Source organism: Paenibacillus sp. JNU01 (assembly GCF_059130585.1).
The window spans coordinates 266839-283346 of sequence record NZ_CP169723.1; the positions used below are offsets into that span (position 1 = coordinate 266839).

15 protein-coding genes are annotated in these 16508 nt (G+C 43.7%); 13 read left to right on the forward strand and 2 right to left on the reverse strand.

Annotated features, from left to right (window positions below; translation table 11 throughout):
- Positions 1 to 17: 17 nt before the first annotated feature.
- Together NLBNIHML_RS01020 and NLBNIHML_RS01025 are read left to right on the forward strand one after the other, a co-directional pair.
- Positions 18 to 611: a DUF1349 domain-containing protein gene (locus NLBNIHML_RS01020; RefSeq protein ID WP_339242439.1), complete on the forward strand. Its 594-nt coding sequence runs from the start codon at positions 18 to 20 to the stop codon at positions 609 to 611.
- A gap of 39 nt (positions 612 to 650) precedes the next feature.
- Positions 651 to 1292 carry an HAD family hydrolase gene (locus tag NLBNIHML_RS01025; RefSeq protein ID WP_494353544.1) on the forward strand — a complete coding sequence of 214 codons (642 nt, stop codon included), beginning with the start codon at positions 651 to 653 and terminating at the stop codon, positions 1290 to 1292.
- Here the strand turns inward: NLBNIHML_RS01025 and NLBNIHML_RS01030 are convergent.
- Complete coding sequence (locus tag NLBNIHML_RS01030) at positions 1289 to 2104, reverse strand: AraC family transcriptional regulator (RefSeq protein ID WP_339242443.1); 816 nt, start codon at positions 2102 to 2104, stop codon at positions 1289 to 1291. The two genes, NLBNIHML_RS01025 and NLBNIHML_RS01030, sit on opposite strands and share 4 nt — an antisense overlap.
- A 293-nt stretch (positions 2105 to 2397) precedes the next feature.
- On the opposite strand from NLBNIHML_RS01030, the gene NLBNIHML_RS01035 reads away from it, so the two are divergent.
- The 3 genes from NLBNIHML_RS01035 to NLBNIHML_RS01045 all read left to right on the forward strand — a co-directional run bounded on the left by NLBNIHML_RS01035 (position 2398) and on the right by NLBNIHML_RS01045 (position 5269).
- A complete protein-coding gene (locus tag NLBNIHML_RS01035; RefSeq protein WP_494353545.1) occupies positions 2398 to 3540 on the forward strand; it encodes an NAD(P)/FAD-dependent oxidoreductase in 1143 nt (380 codons plus the stop codon).
- Positions 3537 to 3824: a hypothetical protein gene (locus tag NLBNIHML_RS01040; protein WP_494353546.1), complete on the forward strand. Its 288-nt coding sequence runs from the start codon at positions 3537 to 3539 to the stop codon at positions 3822 to 3824. Before NLBNIHML_RS01035 ends, NLBNIHML_RS01040 begins: the two co-directional genes overlap by 4 nt.
- A gap of 212 nt (positions 3825 to 4036) precedes the next feature.
- Positions 4037 to 5269, forward strand: coding sequence for a cytochrome P450 (locus tag NLBNIHML_RS01045; RefSeq protein ID WP_494353547.1), 1233 nt, complete (start codon positions 4037 to 4039; stop codon positions 5267 to 5269).
- 97 nt (positions 5270 to 5366) lie between these two features.
- On the opposite strand, the gene NLBNIHML_RS01050 is transcribed toward NLBNIHML_RS01045, so the two are convergent.
- Positions 5367 to 6806: a DHA2 family efflux MFS transporter permease subunit gene (locus tag NLBNIHML_RS01050; RefSeq protein ID WP_339261412.1), complete on the reverse strand. Its 1440-nt coding sequence runs from the start codon at positions 6804 to 6806 to the stop codon at positions 5367 to 5369.
- Positions 6807 to 7087: 281 nt separating this feature from the next.
- On the opposite strand from NLBNIHML_RS01050, the gene NLBNIHML_RS01055 reads away from it, so the two are divergent.
- The 8 genes from NLBNIHML_RS01055 to NLBNIHML_RS01090 all read left to right on the forward strand — a co-directional run bounded on the left by NLBNIHML_RS01055 (position 7088) and on the right by NLBNIHML_RS01090 (position 16497).
- Positions 7088 to 7693: a TetR/AcrR family transcriptional regulator gene (locus NLBNIHML_RS01055; protein ID WP_494353548.1), complete on the forward strand. Its 606-nt coding sequence runs from the start codon at positions 7088 to 7090 to the stop codon at positions 7691 to 7693.
- A 97-nt stretch (positions 7694 to 7790) separates the two neighbouring features.
- Positions 7791 to 8324 (forward strand): GNAT family N-acetyltransferase, encoded by a 534-nt coding sequence (locus NLBNIHML_RS01060; RefSeq protein ID WP_339242452.1) that lies wholly within the window; start codon positions 7791 to 7793, stop codon positions 8322 to 8324.
- Positions 8325 to 8394: 70 nt separating this feature from the next.
- A complete protein-coding gene (locus NLBNIHML_RS01065; RefSeq protein ID WP_494353549.1) occupies positions 8395 to 9069 on the forward strand; it encodes a response regulator transcription factor in 675 nt (224 codons plus the stop codon).
- Positions 9066 to 10436 (forward strand): sensor histidine kinase, encoded by a 1371-nt coding sequence (locus tag NLBNIHML_RS01070; RefSeq protein ID WP_339242455.1) that lies wholly within the window; start codon positions 9066 to 9068, stop codon positions 10434 to 10436. The genes NLBNIHML_RS01065 and NLBNIHML_RS01070 overlap by 4 nt, the downstream gene beginning before the upstream one ends.
- 209 nt (positions 10437 to 10645) lie before the next feature.
- Complete coding sequence (locus NLBNIHML_RS01075) at positions 10646 to 11635, forward strand: alpha/beta fold hydrolase (RefSeq protein WP_494353550.1); 990 nt, start codon at positions 10646 to 10648, stop codon at positions 11633 to 11635.
- Between the two features lie 169 nt (positions 11636 to 11804).
- Positions 11805 to 12788 (forward strand): alpha/beta hydrolase, encoded by a 984-nt coding sequence (locus tag NLBNIHML_RS01080; RefSeq protein WP_342572966.1) that lies wholly within the window; start codon positions 11805 to 11807, stop codon positions 12786 to 12788.
- A gap of 140 nt (positions 12789 to 12928) precedes the next feature.
- The gene (locus NLBNIHML_RS01085) at positions 12929 to 14383 is read left to right on the forward strand and encodes an alpha/beta hydrolase family protein (protein ID WP_494353551.1); all 1455 of its coding nucleotides are present in this window, start codon (positions 12929 to 12931) and stop codon (positions 14381 to 14383) included.
- Between the two features lie 23 nt (positions 14384 to 14406).
- Positions 14407 to 16497 (forward strand): serine hydrolase domain-containing protein, encoded by a 2091-nt coding sequence (locus NLBNIHML_RS01090; protein ID WP_494353552.1) that lies wholly within the window; start codon positions 14407 to 14409, stop codon positions 16495 to 16497.
- Positions 16498 to 16508 lie beyond the last annotated feature (11 nt).

Here is a 16508-nt window from a genome sequence, read left to right on the forward strand (position 1 = left end):
ACTTGGGAGGATACGGAATGACGAACATAATGACAACAGAAGCGCGGAATCAGTGGAGCTGGATGAACGAGCCCGAGAGCTGGTCCTACACGGATCAGGGAGGTGTGGTGGTGGAAGCGAAAGCGGATACTGACTTTTTCCAGGACCCTGCGGGCAAGCATATTCGTGCAACTGCACCCTTCCTGTCCATGCCTGTACCTAGCGACTTCGAAATCACAACCCAGTTAACCGTAGATATGAAAAATCAATACGATTCCGGATGCCTGATGGTCATGGCGGATGATCTCAATTGGTGTAAAATTTGTTTTGAGTATGATGGAAAAGCACCTACCATCGTGTCGGTGGTCACACGTGATGGTTCATCCGATGATTGTAATTCGGTTGAAGTCTCTGTATCTAATCCCTATCTGCGTATACGCAAAGTAGAGGACTGCATATCATTCTTTTATTCTCCTGATGGGGAAGAGTGGAAACTAATTCGATATTTCGGCATGCCGACACAAGGGGAACTTCGAGCTGGATTAGTTGCACAATCGCCGACTGGAACGGGCTGTACATGTCACTTTTTGTCTGTCAATGTTACTCGTCCGGACTTGACTGCACGCTTCTAATCCGCTCCCCCGGCCGATCATTGGAGGGAGAACAGGTTCATGGTAAAAGCTTTCATATTTGATTTTGATGGACTCATTGTGGATACAGAGACGCCGTGGTATTATGCGTTTCGCGATATCTATGAAGAGCACGGTGTTGAACTTGGTCTGGACCTATGGTCGAAAAATGTGGGAACATCCTTTGAGGAATTTCATCCTTTTTTGTATCTGGAGCAGGCGCTTCAAAGAAAAATTGATCATGAGCATATCAAACTGCTCTCAGAACAGAAATACGAAGCTTATTTGGGACAGGCGGCTATTCTTCCAGGGGTGAATGAGTTGCTTCAGTCTGCGAGGGAAAAGGGGATTCAGCTTGCTGTTGCTTCCAGCTCCACACGGGACTGGGTTCATGGTTACTTGAAGAAATTAGGCATTTTTGATTATTTCAAAGTCATTCATACATCAGAAGATGTGAAGCGAGTCAAACCTGATCCTGAACTGTACCTTCTTGCTCTCCAGAGTCTGGGAATCGAGGCTTCGGAAGCGATTGTGTTCGAAGACTCTCCTAACGGACTCAAGGCAGCCAACGCCGCAGGTATTCGTTGCATCATCGTGCCTAACGAGGTAACGCGTAGTCTGGAATTCGCCATGCATGAACTGCGGTTATCCTCGCTGGCCGAGATTGATATGGAGATTCTTTAATCCAGATATTGCTTGCGTAGCTCGATCGGGGAGATCCCTTCGTATTTTTTGAACACCGATCCAAAGTAACTGGCACTGTTAAATCCAACGGCATGCGCTATTTCATGAGCCGTAGTTGCATCATTTTCAATAAGCATTTCCTTGGCTTTCAACAACCGATATCGCATCAAATACTCCAATGGAGTCATTTGGAATTCTTTTTTAAATATCCGATTCAGGTGTTGTTCGGTCACGTCCATCTGCTCAGCCAACATGGGGAGAGAGAGATCCTGATGATAATTTTGTTTGATAAAAGTAATGAGTTCATCCAACCGTAATCGGGCATTGGAACGTTCGTAAGCACTATAGCGTTCACCTTCAATGGTTAATCTGACCAAAAGCATGTACAGTAATGCGGATACGTGCCAGATCTGATCCTTGTGCCGGGACTGCAGCGCCAACGTAATTTCATGCAACAGGATATGAAGCATTCCATCCGGCTTGAAGGCGCGCAGCTCCCCGATCTGCAAGGTATGCAAGAATCGTGGTAATAAATAGCCATTGAAAGACAGACAATCAAATCGTAATGAATCACTCAGATTGTGGTAACGGTATGTTACCTCCGGAAACAAAATGAGAGCTGTCCCTTTTTTGATCGAAAATTCATGATTCTTAGCTGCGATTCGCCCTGTTCCTCCGATGCACTGTACAATGCTGTAATCCCGTGAATGGTCGCTCCAATTCATCAATTCATCAACGGTCAACTGGTTTTGCCCTGTAATCATGAGCGGCATATCGGTATCCAGTGGATTCCCCATGCTAGGTTTCGGCATCGTCGTGTTATTCCTCTTTTCGTTAAAGGATCATGTGCGTAAGTGGCGTGGTTACAGAGTTAAAAGAAACCTAGAATGAATTATATTACATAAATGGAATAATTTTAATTGAATGGCAAGTGATAATAAAACGTTTTCAAAAAAACGATGCAACTGTTTTATCTGGATGGACTAGCATGAACCGCAGTCAGATCAGTCTCCATTTATGGACCTGAAAGTACGCTTGCCTTGCCAACAGAATGCGAAACAGTATACGCTATAACGGATGAGTGATTAAGGAAAGGGATGCAAACATGAAGAAAGTCATCGTAGTTGGATCGGGTATTCTGGGGGCATCAACAGCCTATCAATTAGCCAAACGGGGCGCAGAAGTAATCATCATAGATCGAAAAGATATAGGACAGGCAACCGATGCAGCAGCCGGTATCATCTGTCCATGGTTGTCACAGCGACGCAACCAGGACTGGTATCAGCTCGCCAAGGCTGGTGCGCGATTCTATCCTGGTATCATAGCGGAGCTTGAGGAAGAAGGAGAAACGGAAACCGGATATGCTCAAATGGGCGCGCTCAGCATTCATACGGATGAGGATAAAATCAACAAAATGGAAGAACGGGCACAGCTTCGAAAAGCAGATGCACCGGAGATTGGTGAGATTACACCTCTTGATGCCAAAGGAACCCGTGATCGTTTTCCATTGCTAGATGAACGTTATCAATCGGTACATATTAGCGGTGCTGCACGTATAGATGGACGGGCGCTGCGGGATGCCTTAATCCGGTCTGCACAGCGTAATGGAGCGAAAGTGGTCCATGGAGACGCCACGCTTCAATTCGAAGCAGATCGGGTCATTGGTGTGAGTGTTAATGATCAGCATTTGCTGGCAGATGAAGTCGTTGTATGTGCAGGTGCGTGGGCCAATACACTGCTGAAGCCTCTCGGAATACACTTTAAAGTGCACTATCAAAAGGCACAGATTATGCATTTGCATGTCACGGAGGAGGCGGATACAGGCCGCTGGCCTGTGATTATGCCCCCGTCAGATCAATATCTGTTGGCCTTTGATCAACAGAAGATTGTGATTGGGGCCACTCATGAAAATGATGTGGAAGGTTATGATACAAGAGTAACTGCAGGAGGTATGCAGGAGGTTTTGAATAAAGGCCTGGAACTGGCACCGGGTCTCACAAACAGCACGTTCCAGGAAGTGCGAGTTGGATTCCGTCCGTTCACACCTGGATTTCTGCCCGTAATGGGAGCTGTGCCGGGGTGGCTGGGGCTGATTACGGCGAATGGCCTGGGTGCTTCTGGCTTGACCATGGGGCCATTTATCGGGAGTCAATTGGCCAAATTGGCTCTTGGCATGGAACTGGATATCGATATTGAGCCGTACAATGTTGGCAAAGCAATGGATGAGATGGAAAGAGGTGAGTCATGACCTATTCACAACGTTTATCCGATGGAGCGAACTCGTCCGACATTATATATCTGGAGCATCAGATTGGTACGACAAAAGAAGAACTGCGAATCGCTATGGAGAAACAAGAAACATACGAGCGGGAAATGTCGGAGTTGAAGTCATCACCAATCGGTAATGCATCGAAAGTCGGTTCAGAAGAGCAATTCTTAAAGGAGAAGGCTAGTCAGACGCAGAACTTGATTGAAATCTTGTCTACACAGCTGAATCAGCTAGAGGAAGCATTGGCGAAACTGGGCGATTAATCGGCTCATATCTCGTGTTTTCTGAAACTCTGACAATAAAATATACGATATGTATACAATAAAACCCCTTATTTAAGGGGTTTTTGTGATTTAGTTCAAATGTTTTATACCAATAAATGAACGGGTGGTATAAAATAGAAGTGGGTGCAGAACTGTCAATTCAGGTACCCATGTAACCAATCAATGAAACTATTCTGAGAGGTGGCTTTCGAATGTATAAAGAAGTGATACGTGTTGAGGACATCACAGGGTTCCAGACCAGATCTGAAGAGTTTTTTCCACTTCACTGGTTTCAAAAAATGTTGTCCGATCATCCTGTGTACTATCACGAAGATTCAGATACCTGGAATGTGTTCAGATACGATGATGTGAAGCAGGTCCTAAGCAATCATGAGTATTTCTCAGCTGAAGGAACTCGAACGACCATTGCGGTCGGAGCGAAGAACAACGAAGGCACACCTCCGGACAAATTAAACATTTCAAGTATCGATCCTCCCCGTCATCAAAAAAGTCGTTCGTTGTTATCCGCTGCTTTTACACCGCGTAGTCTGAAAAACTGGGAGCCACGAATTCGCAACATTGCACAGCAGCTCGTAGCTGATATTAAACCGAATACGACCATTGATATGGTTCAGGCGCTGGCCGCTCCCCTGCCTTCGATGGTTATGGCCGATCTGCTTGGTATCCCTCTTACAGACAGCCATCGCTTTAAGAACTGGGTAGATATTCTGTTTCAACCCACCAATCCGAAGACTGCTGAGGAGAGCGAACAGAAAAAACAGACGGCAGCTCAAGAGTATTATCAATTTCTCTATCCTATAGTGGTTCATAAACGGACCCATCCTGGTGAGGATATCATTACGGATCTGTTGAGTGTTGAAGTTGACGGGGAGAAGTTCACGGAAGATGAGGTTGTTCGCACGACCATGCTTTTACTTGGAGCTGGAATTGAGACAACGAGCCATATGGTTTCCAATACGTTCTATTCCTTCCTGTACGATGATCCGAGTCTGTATGAACAACTTAGACAGAATCCTGAATTGGTGCCGCTAGCAGTGGAAGAAATGCTTCGTTATCGGTTTCATAATGCTAAGCGGCATCGAACAGTGAAGCAGGATAATCAACTGCTTGGAGTGGACTTGAAAAAAGGGGATGTTGTCATTTCCTGGATGAGTGCAGCCAATATGGATGAGCAGATGTTTGAAAACCCGTTTGAGTTAAACATTCATCGTCATAATAATAAAAGACATCTTACCTTTGGTAATGGTCCACACTTTTGTCTGGGTGCTCCGCTGGCGCGAATGGAATTAAGTATTGCCTTGACTGCATTTGTAGAGAAGATTACTCGGATTGAACCCGTGGAGTCTTTTGATCTTGAGAATAATCTGGCCGCTTCAGCTCCGGGACAGTCACTGACCCATCTGCCAGTGAAGATTGTCGGCTAAGGGAATGAGTTTCATCATTGGACAACCTAAAAAGCGGCAGATCAGACGTGAACGTCTTGGTCTGCCGCTTTGTTATGAAAGTATGAGTCTGGATAACTTAATTTGAATTCATCGAAACCTTTTGTCTGACAACCTGTTTGACTTCTTCCTCTTTGGCTTGTTTGGTGCGTTTAATAAAGAAGGAAAGAACCAATCCCACGACAGCGATACCGATGATAACAACATACGCATCATTGATACCTTGAATCATGGACTCGGTAGCCAACTGTTGTTGACTGAGGCCATTGGCTGCACCAGTTGCCATCATATCCTCTATATGTGCTGTTGTACGTGAGGTCATGACACTCACGAGCAATGAAGTACCTACAGCGCCAGCAACTTGTCTGACGGTGTTGGAGATGGCTGTACCGTGTGCACCCAGTCTTGGTGGCAGTTGGTTAAGCCCCGCAGTTTGAATCGGCATCATGAGCAAAGCCATACCAATTCGGCGGCCGGTCGACATTAATACCAGGTAACCATAACTGGTTGAATCCGATAAATCGATGAAACCAATGGTGGTCACAATGGTGATAACCATCCCGATAACAGCGAGCCATTTTGCTCCAAATCGATCAAACAATTTTCCGGCTACAGGCATCAGGAAGCCCATAACAAGGGCACCCGGAAGGAGTAATAATCCGGACTCCAGTGCAGTGTAACCACGTGCATTCTGGAGGTACAAGGGAAGCAACATCATGTCAGCATACATGATCATGGTAATTGCGATACTAATCACCGTGGTCAGGGAGAACATGTTGTACTTGAAAGCCCGCAGATCAAGCAATGGGTCTTCCGAAACGAGCTGACGCCAAGTGAACAGCGCAAGTGCAACAAGACCAGCAGCAATACAGATAAGTACTTCTGCACTTGACCATCCCAGACTTCCTGCTCTGCTGAATCCATACAGCAATGCGCCGAATCCGATGGTGGACAACACCACGCTGATCGTATCGAACTTGGTGTTGACCCGTTCGGATACATTCTTCAGGTATACAAAGGCAAAGGCAATGACAATAAGTGTTAATGGAATCATGCCATAAAACATCGTTTGCCAAGAGTAGTTCTCCAGAATATAACCGGCAAGGGTAGGCCCGATGGCAGGAGCGAAAATGATCGCAAAACCAACCATACCCATAGCTGACCCTCGTTTCTCAGGGGCAAACAAGGTCAAAATAACGTGCATCAAGAGTGGCATGATAATCCCAGCACCTGCTGCCTGAATCATGCGACCTGTCAGCAATGTGCCGAAGTTGGTTGCAAGAGCGGATACGATGGTACCGATTAGGAAAATAAACATCGAAGCTTGGAATAATTGCTTGGTTGAAAAGCGTTGCATGAAGTAGGCTGTAATGGGGATCAGCACCCCGTTTACCAGCATGTAACCTGTCGTTAACCATTGTGCTGTTGCGGCGGAGATGTTAAAATCACCCATCAGTTCCGGTGTAGCGACACTCATGATCGTTTGATTCAACGTTGCAAGAAAGGCTCCCAGAATCATGATAAACAGAATAGGGCCTTTCTTTACGGAAGATTCATCTTGTAACTTAACCTGACTCAATCCTTTTCATCCTTTCAATCCAAACGTGACTAAATTTACAACGTGTTGTATAGTTTACATTGTATTTATTGAATTATATACATATTCGGACAGATTACAATTTACGTTATGAGGTGTTTTCGTCGTTTATTTTACAAATGTTATGATATTGTTGTGTAAATCGAAAATAAACGACTGATTGTTTAAAATTGTAATGTTCCAAATTTGAAGGAGGGATACACGTGAAAGATGAGAAGAAATCGCCTGTGGACCCAAGAATATTGCGAACACGTCAGTTAATTCGAGGTGCGTTTGTGGAGTTGCTGCAGGAAATGGATATTGAGAAATTGTCAGTGAACAAAATTGCCGAACGAGCGACGATCAATCGGGTAACCTTCTATCTGCACTATCGGGATATTACGGATATGATGGAGAAGATGGCTGATGAGATGATTGAGCATATTGAACGGATCGTGGAAGAATATGCCCCTCATTTTGAGAAGCAAAGAACAGAAGAGGCCTGGCCAGTTCTGGTCAAGTTACTGGAGCATTTTGCAGAGAACGCCTCATTCTATCAGGTGGTACTTGCCACGAAGCGCACACCCATTTTCACAGAACGACTCCTGAAGCTGTTAAGTACCTTGGTCAAAGCTAAGATAGATCAAGCCGAAATGGAAGATGTGCTGGAGGATTCCGGCATTCACAAGGAAATCGCCATCTGGTATGGTTCGTCTGCTTTAATTGGTACCATTGTTGCCTGGCTGCGTAACGACATGCCTTATTCTCCGCATTTTCTGGCGAAACAATTCTCATTGATCCGTTCATACTCTTATAATGACCTGATATAATCAAACTACAATCCACTGAACAATGACAGCAAACGGGGGGATATGACAGGGAAAATGCAGGCCATCGACTCATACATAACAGAGGAGGACTAATGTAATGAAATATAGTGCAGAACGTATATATGTGAGATTTTGGAAGGTAGAGGATACCTCATTGCTTCTGGATCTTCAGGTTCGAAATCGTGAGGCAATTGAGAGAACCTCTGCAAGTCATCGGGATGACTCTTACTACAGCATGGAAAAGCAAAGGGAACTCATTGAGAGCTGGGACAAGAAAAGAGAAGAAGGAATTCGCTATTCCTTCGGTATTTTTCTACATACAACGGATGAACTTGTGGGTGAAATTTCATTGTTCAAGATCATAATGGATTCAACCCCCAAATGGATCGTAGGTTATGTGACGGATGTGCTGCATCAAGGAAAAGGGTATATGAGCGAAGCCCTGCAATGTGTGCTGGAATTTGCCAAACATGAAACTGAAATTACACGCATCGAGGCTGGCGCGGTACCTGATAATACAGGTTCCATCCGTGTACTTCAAAAGGCAGGATTCACAGCGTGCGGGTCACAGTCTGTCCCGATCCAGGGAACGTTAAAGGAGCATACGATGTTTGCTGTGGATATACAATGAGCAGGATGTATCAGAATTAACTATAATTTGAACCATATATTCAAACGTATCGGAGAGGACAGAAAAATCTATGGCTACTATACTCGTTGCGGACGACGATCCGAACATTCGCGAACTCGTCTGTCTCTTTCTCAAAAACGATGGATTCACGACGGTGGAAGCTGCGGACGGTAAGGAAGCTCTCACCGTGTACGGCGAGACGCTAGTGGATCTGGTCGTGCTTGATATTATGATGCCTGTTATGGACGGCTGGGCATTATGCAAGGAACTCCGCAGAGCCAATCCGGATCTCCCGTTACTCATGCTGACGGCGAGAGGAGAGACTTGGGAGAAGGTAAAAGGATTCGAATTGGGTACGGATGATTATTTGACGAAACCGTTTGATCCATTGGAGCTTACCGCACGTGTCCGAGCATTACTGAAAAGATATAAAATTGGCTCCTCACACACAATCCAGTTTGGCAATGTCATTCTGGATCGTCAGACGTATAAGGTGACGAGAGGTACAGAATCGCTTACTTTACCACTGAAGGAATTCGAATTGCTATATAAGCTTGCTGGAACACCAGGCCAGGTCTATACACGTGAGCAGTTGATCGATCAGATATGGGGTATTGATTACGCCGGAGATGATCGAACGATAGACGTACATATTAAGCGCCTGCGTGAACGATTCGCGACGACACCTGATTTTCGGATTGAAACGGTGCGTGGGCTAGGATACAGACTTGAGGTCCATGAATGATCAGATCATTATACATTCGTGTGGTGCTCACCTTTCTGATCTCTGTCATCGCTGGTACAGTTATTTCTTTTTTTATGTCAACCTGGATATTCGAAGATAAATTGAACGAAAATGCCCGAATTAACATACGCAACTTTGGCCAAGACGTAGTGCAGATATATAAGACGATGCCTTTGGATGAAGCAGAATTATTCGTTAGCACTATGAAACAGCTTGATTCATATCATATTCGAATTTATGATGCAACGGGCAAGCTCCAGACTTATGGGAAGCTTAATGGACATAAATCAGCTGCTGTATCGAAAGAGCAACTTAAAAAAGTGTTAGATGGAGGGGTTGTTCAAGACACACCCAAGGGGATCGCTACTGTTCTTTTGGGGTTACCGATCAAGACGGAAATGGGCACAAAAGCGATGTTTTTGGAAACACTCGCACCGCCCTCCGCCTCTTTTGTAGTGCAGTTTGGCTTAATCTTTGCAAGCTGTTCGTTGATTGCAGGAAGTCTGCTGATTCTGATTGCTTCTGTATACCTGGTTAGACCAATCAAAAAATTGACCAAAGCGACCAAACGGATTGCAGCTGGAGATTTCAATGTCAAGCTGAACATCACGCAAAAGACTGAGATAGGTACGTTGGCTCGCAGTTTTGAAGAGATGATGCACGATCTGCAGCAGTTGGAGCAGATGCGCAGGGAATTCGTTACGAATGTTTCGCACGAGGTTCAGTCTCCACTCACCTCGATATCCGGTTACGCTTCGGCACTGAAGCAGGTAAACCTCTCAGAACAAGAGCGGAACCGTTATCTGGATATTATTATTGCTGAAGCCAAGCGAATGTCCAAAATGAGCGACAGCCTGCTCAAGCTGAGTTTGCTTGAATCGCAGTCACAGCAACTTCGGCTCAATACCTTAAGTCTGGATGAACAGATCCGAAGGGTTATCGTGGCACTCCAGCCGCAATGGTCTGCGCGCAATATTCATTTCGAGCTTGATTTGGAGAATGTAAAGGTGACGGCTGATCACGATCAGTTAAATCAGGTATGGACGAATATTCTGGGAAACAGCATCAAGTTCTCCAATGATGGCGGTATGATTAAAGTCAGTATCGAAGAGGATATCAAAAATGTGACTATCCGAATGTCCGACACGGGCATCGGTATTCCCCTTGAAGACCAGAAGCGTATATTCGAGCGCTTTTTCAAGGCGGATCGTTCCCACAGTCGTAAATATGACGGCAGTGGTATGGGACTTGCTATCGTTAAACAGATCGTATCGCTTCATCAGGGTGACATTCGAGTGGAAAGTGAACCTGGTCAAGGGACGTCCTTTGTCATCACGTTGCCCATCCATCCACCAACGGATAGTTAGGCTCGCAGGATAGGCCAAAGAATTAAAATCGGATGATTGAATACCGGATTTTCATACCATGTGTAACATGCAAGTTTTCTTGCATGTTACACATGGTTTTTTTGCTTGTTCATATTCCGTTCATATTCCGGTCACGGAGAGTACATCTTTGTTGGTTAGGCTTGCATTAACGGCCTCTTAGGCCAATACACAGATGAGGACAGGAGCAGATGAATGTGAATCAACAAGCAGACAAAAGCGTGCGGAGTAAGAGCAAAACAAAAAAAGTGTTAAGCATTTTGTTAAAAGTGCTTGCCGCAATCATTTTAGTAATTTTACTTTTTGTAGCTACCGTATATACGGTTAACAAAATCAGTAGTTATTCAGAGCAAAAAAGAATGGAGCCATATGGTCAACATGTTTCCGTGGATGGGAAAAATATGAATGTGTTCATTCAAGGTGAAGGCGAGGAAACGATTGTGCTTTTGCCGGGTTTTGGAACAGGGTCACCTGCACTAGATTTTAAGCCACTTATCTCGGAGTTAACCCCATATTATAGAGTCGTCGTGGTGGAACCTTTTGGTTATGGATTAAGTGATCAGACCGAAAGGGAACGCAGTACAGCAAATATTGTAAGCGAAATACATGAAGCGCTGCAAAATCTTCGTATTGATCGGTATATTCTCATGGGTCATTCCATATCGGGGATCTATAGTCTGGATTATGTGAACAAATATGCTGATGAAGTAAGTGCATACGTTGGGCTGGACACCAGTGTTCCAGCGATTAGTGAACAGAAGGTTGAAGCATCAGAAATCGTACCGATTAAATGGTACCGTAACTTGGGTTTCCCACGTTTGCAATTGAAAATGAGTGATGATCCATATGCTGGGCTTCCGTATGATGAACAAACCAAAGAACAATTGAACATTTTGATACAAAAGAACATGTTTAATTCAACTCAGTTAAACGAAATTGTAAGCATGTATTCCAATTTTAAAGCAGCTGAACAGTTAACGTTCCCAGTTGATCTCCCGGTTCTTTTCTTTGTTCAAAAGAATCATCCTGCAGTGGACAATTGGGTTCCCGAACACGAGAAGTTAATAGAGAACTCTGCGCGTGGTGAAATGGTGCTGCTGGAAGCAAATCATTATCTATACCGTTCCCATGCCAAAGAAATCGCTGCACAGTTCAGGGAGTTTATGGGAGGATCTCAATAACCCCATTATTCATTAGTATAAGCGCCTGCTCCGTCACGTCATAACATTTCTTTACTTGTTCATATTCAGTTCATATTGTCGTCACGGAGAGTACATGTGCATTAGATAAAGTTTCATTAGCGGCAAAGAAGAATACCCAACTACCAGTTCAGGACAGGAGAAGATTAGCGTGACACAACCAGAAGGCAAGAAAGCCAAGAATAGAACCAGGGTCAAGAAGGTACGAAATATTATACTTAAAATACTAGGAGCAATCTTAATTGCCATTGTTCTGTTTCTAGGTATTGTTTATATCACCAATGTAATCAGCAGTAATTCTGAGGCGAAAAAGATTGAGTCTTACGGTCAGCATGTATCTGTAGACGGAAAAAATATGAATGTGCTCATTCAAGGTGAAGGCAAGGAAACGATTGTGCTTCTGCCCGGTTATGGAACAGCAACACCAGTGCTTGATTTCAAGTTGCTTATTGATCAATTATCACCATATTACAAAGTGGTTGCTGTTGAGCCATTCGGTTATGGATTAAGTGATGAAACTGAAAAAGAAAGAACGACAGAGAATATCGTAAGTGAAATTCATGAAGCTCTGCAGCAACTTGATATTCAGCAGTACATGCTCATGGGTCACTCTATAGCGGGCATTTACGGTATTGATTATGTGAACAAATATACGGATGAGGTTACTGCCTTTGTCGGTATTGATAGCAGTGTATCCACCCAACCAAGTATTACAGATGCGAAGTTCCCCTTAAAAACGTTTGCTCTTCTTAGAAATACAGGTCTCTTGAGATTAATGATGAAAGTGGGTGCAGATCCCTATGAGGGACTGGCATTCGATGAACAAACGGTTGAGCAGATGAGAATGATTTCGAATAAAAACATGTACAATCCCACCTCATTAAACGAGATGGACCATATTTATACCAATTTTAAAGGTGCTCAAGGTTTAAGCTTCCCTAAAAATCTTCCACTTCTGCTCTTTGTACAAGCGAATAATGAAGGGGTAGAAGGATGGATCCCCTTGCATGAAGGACAGATCAAAGACTCGGTTCATGGGAAAGTAATTCCAATGGATGGTTCCCATTATTTACATCATACGCAATTCAAAAAAATTGCTGAAAATGTTAGAGCTTTTATGGCTGAAGCGAAATAAATAGGGGTAAACGTACAACCTTTGAATAACAGATCTGTATGAACGAATCTATATGAACGAATATGAAAAACCGTCCTGTGTGGCGGTTTCTACAACATGGTCAATCCGGACGTTGCTGTGATGAGAGAGAGGAAATACAAATGAGATTATTTGAGATACTTTTAGTTCTATCCTGCTTCGCTTTACTCGCAGACTTACTATTTATTAAAAGAAGTGCAAAGAAAACAGGCCTAGGTATAGGTATAGGAAGCAGTGTCATACTCGTAGCTCATTTATTGGTTGAGGGATACAGATGGCAGTTGCTTTTGGTATATATCATGACGGCACTATTCATGTTTATTGTTTTACTCCGGCATTCCGACAAGATGATCCATCTAAAAATAGGAAAGGTATTGAAGTATAGTTTATCTTCCCTAATCGTCATTCTGCTTGTTGCTTCTACCCTCTTGTCGGTATACTTACCTGTCTTTGATTTGCCGAAGCCCGAGGGTCCAGAGAAAGTAGGTACTCAAACCTTCCATTTTACAGATCAGAACAGAGATGAAATCTTGACTGAAGATCAAACCGATAAGAGGGAGTTAATGGTCCAAGTCTGGTACCCTACTGAAAACATTAGTAAAAAGAAACGTGACACGCTGTTTCCAAATAATAAAGAAATGTTCAAAACGTATATTCAGAGCTTCTCTGCTTCTTTGAAACTGCCTGAATTTGTGCTCGACTACTGGAAATATAGTCATAGCAACTCTTATGAAAATGTAGAAATATTACCTTCGGCAAGTCCTTATCCTGTGGTGCTGTTATCTCATGGTATGGGAACCAGTAGAGTTCTACAGGCATCACAGGCGGAGAATCTGGCCAGTCATGGGTTTATCGTAGTGACAATCGATCATACGTACAGCACGTTTGCTACCCTCTTTCCTGATGGTCGTGTAACGGGGTATACAACAAAGATGACAACCATAGATGACCGCAGAGAAGTTGGCGATATATGGACAAAAGACGTGGAGTTTGTAATTGATCAAATTGAAAAGCTGAATTCAGGTGCAATTGAAAGTCAGTTTAAAGGAAAAATCGATGTAGATAACATCGGTGCGATGGGGCATTCTTTTGGGGGTGCAACGGCGTTTAATGCAACGTATTTGGATCATCGAATCAAGGCCGGGGTTAATATGGATGGGTCACTGAATGAAGTAGAAGATAGAGATGATATAAACAAGCCGTTTATGTTTATCAGATCGGGAAATTTTGAAGACTGGTTAGCCAATTTTGAAAAGGACAGAAATTCGGATGACGAAGTAACTAAGTTTCTTTCAGATGAGCTGCACATTATGAAAAATGTTATTGAACATGGGGGAAATGTAATTTATATAGAAGGAACCCAGCACTTCAATTTCACGGATCTTCAATTTTATTCAGAACTGATTAAACTGTCCGGGATCACAGGAGAGATCAATGGTAAAAGAGGTTCAAATATCGTAAATCAATATGTACTCGATTTCTTTAACAAACAATTGAAAGGAACGGGTGGAAACCTGATTCAGGGGCCGAGCGACATCTACCCAGAGGTGAAATTTGTTGATCCGAAAGAACTCTAATTTAAACTCAGGAGATGATGTGAATGGGACGACAAACGGGAAAACGAACTTCAATCACCGCCTTAACTCTGGTGTTAATGATGTTAGCTCCAATGTCAGTCATGGCTGCACCAGCTACGAGTAACAACAGCGATTTAACGTATGAACCAACCAAGAAAATAGTAGCGGAGAAAGCGAAGATCCTAACTGAGACGTACGGTACGACCAGTGTACAATATGCATTAATCGATGCTGGAGAGATTGTGGTGTCCGGTCAAACGGGCAAGAACGATATAGAGGATAAAGTACCGCTTACTTCAGATACAATCTACGGCATCGGCTCAACAAGTAAAATGTTTCTTACAGCTTCTGTTATGAAGCTTGTTGATGATAGCAAGATCGATTTGGATGTGCCAATTGTGAACTATTTACCTGATTTTAAGATGAAAGATAACCGGTACAAATTAATCACACCACGTATGTTGTTGAATCATTCCGCTGGTCTGCTGGGCAGCTCCGGTAGCAATGCCACATTATACGGGGATAATGACACGTATTCACATGACACGTTTCTGGGGCAATTGGCGAACCAACACCTGAAGGCTGATCCTGGCGCGTACTCGGTGTATAGTAACGACAGTTTTACGTTAGCCGAGATTCTAGTTGAAAGAGTGAGCGGCATGGGCTTTACTGCATTTATACACAAATATATTACAGAGCCCCTGGACATGAAACATACCAAAACACCGCAGGATGTCGTTATTCCGGCAGCAATGGCGGGAATCTATTCTCCTTTGGTTGAAGGCCAGCTTCCTCAAGAGAATTATAATATCATTGCTACTGGAGGCATCTATTCCACTGCTGAGGATCTGGTGAAATTTTCACAAATCTTCACGGGAGAAGTCGATGGCATTCTTTCCAATAAGTCGGTAGGAGCCATGGCGCAGGAAGAATACAAAAGAGGTATGTGGCCGGAGGATAGCGACACGTCTATATCTTACGGGTTAGGGTGGGATAGTGTACATTTGTACCCATTCAGTGAATATGGCATCAAAGCTATTACCAAAGGTGGGGATACCATATCGTATCACTCCTCATTAATTGTACTGCCAGAATACAATCTGGCTGCAGCCGTTACCTCATCAGGGGGAACGAGTGCCAGAGATCAGTTTATTGCAAGTGAATTATTACTCAGTGCACTTGAGGAAAAGGGCATTATTACAGAACGAAAGCCGGAAAAATCGTTTGGCGTACCAGTGAAGGCAGATATGCCTAAAGAAATATCCACGTATGCGGGTATATACGGTTCTAATAATTCGGTGAAGAAGATCGAAATGAATCATGCTGGAAAAATGACTGTATCCGCGCTAACAGCTCCAAATAATTCGGCTCAAGAATACACATATACAGCGGATGGTACGTTTGTTAACGATAAAGGCACAGAAAAGCTGAAATTCGTTACAGAGCAGAATGGAAGGACATATCTGTGGTCTCGATCTTATATATCCATGCCGGGACTGGGACAGTTGGCGTTCTCCGAATATACGGCGGAGAAGCTGGAAGCCAATGAATTATCCCAAGATATTACTGCCTCATGGGAGCAGCGTGAAGGTAAGAGATACTACGTGGTGAATCAGAAGTATACATCAACTGTCTATCTCCATTCATCACCAATCCTTTCTTTCCATATGAATGAAGAGACCCCAGGGTATATGACCAATAGTAAGATTATTGGAGCCAACAAAGCAGTCACGGATCTTCAAATCCCTGGTATGGCAGGACGGGATTCAAAGGAAATTTATTTCGCTGAAAAGAATGGAGTAGAGTACATTACAGCTGTAGGTAGCATATACGCGAGTGAGGAAATCGTACAATCACTCTATTCGGGCAAACAATCTGTAACAACGATTCAAGCAGACGGTTACGCCAAATGGTTTTCTATACCATCAACGGTGAATGGAAAAGTCATGACCGTTAAACTGCCTTCAAATGGTGCCTTTGCCGTATATGATCAAAAGGGTATTTGTATTAATCACACCGTGGTCAGCGGTAAGAATGAGGTTGTTTTACCGGAAAACGGTCGCATTGTATTTGCAGGTGACGTTGGTTCCACATTTGAAATTTCATTGAAATAGATGAATTCTAG

Coding starts and splice junctions, on each gene's coding strand:
- NLBNIHML_RS01020 (WP_339242439.1), top strand. CDS start 18: ATGACGAACATAATGACAACAGAAGCGCGGAATCAGTGGAGCTGGATG.
- NLBNIHML_RS01025 (WP_494353544.1), top strand. CDS start 651: ATGGTAAAAGCTTTCATATTTGATTTTGATGGACTCATTGTGGATACA.
- NLBNIHML_RS01030 (WP_339242443.1), bottom strand. CDS start 2,104: ATGCCGAAACCTAGCATGGGGAATCCACTGGATACCGATATGCCGCTC.
- NLBNIHML_RS01035 (WP_494353545.1), top strand. CDS start 2,398: ATGAAGAAAGTCATCGTAGTTGGATCGGGTATTCTGGGGGCATCAACA.
- NLBNIHML_RS01040 (WP_494353546.1), top strand. CDS start 3,537: ATGACCTATTCACAACGTTTATCCGATGGAGCGAACTCGTCCGACATT.
- NLBNIHML_RS01045 (WP_494353547.1), top strand. CDS start 4,037: ATGTATAAAGAAGTGATACGTGTTGAGGACATCACAGGGTTCCAGACC.
- NLBNIHML_RS01050 (WP_339261412.1), bottom strand. CDS start 6,806: ATGATTCTGGGAGCCTTTCTTGCAACGTTGAATCAAACGATCATGAGT.
- NLBNIHML_RS01060 (WP_339242452.1), top strand. CDS start 7,791: ATGAAATATAGTGCAGAACGTATATATGTGAGATTTTGGAAGGTAGAG.
- NLBNIHML_RS01065 (WP_494353549.1), top strand. CDS start 8,395: ATGGCTACTATACTCGTTGCGGACGACGATCCGAACATTCGCGAACTC.
- NLBNIHML_RS01070 (WP_339242455.1), top strand. CDS start 9,066: ATGATCAGATCATTATACATTCGTGTGGTGCTCACCTTTCTGATCTCT.
- NLBNIHML_RS01075 (WP_494353550.1), top strand. CDS start 10,646: ATGAATGTGAATCAACAAGCAGACAAAAGCGTGCGGAGTAAGAGCAAA.
- NLBNIHML_RS01085 (WP_494353551.1), top strand. CDS start 12,929: ATGAGATTATTTGAGATACTTTTAGTTCTATCCTGCTTCGCTTTACTC.
- NLBNIHML_RS01090 (WP_494353552.1), top strand. CDS start 14,407: ATGGGACGACAAACGGGAAAACGAACTTCAATCACCGCCTTAACTCTG.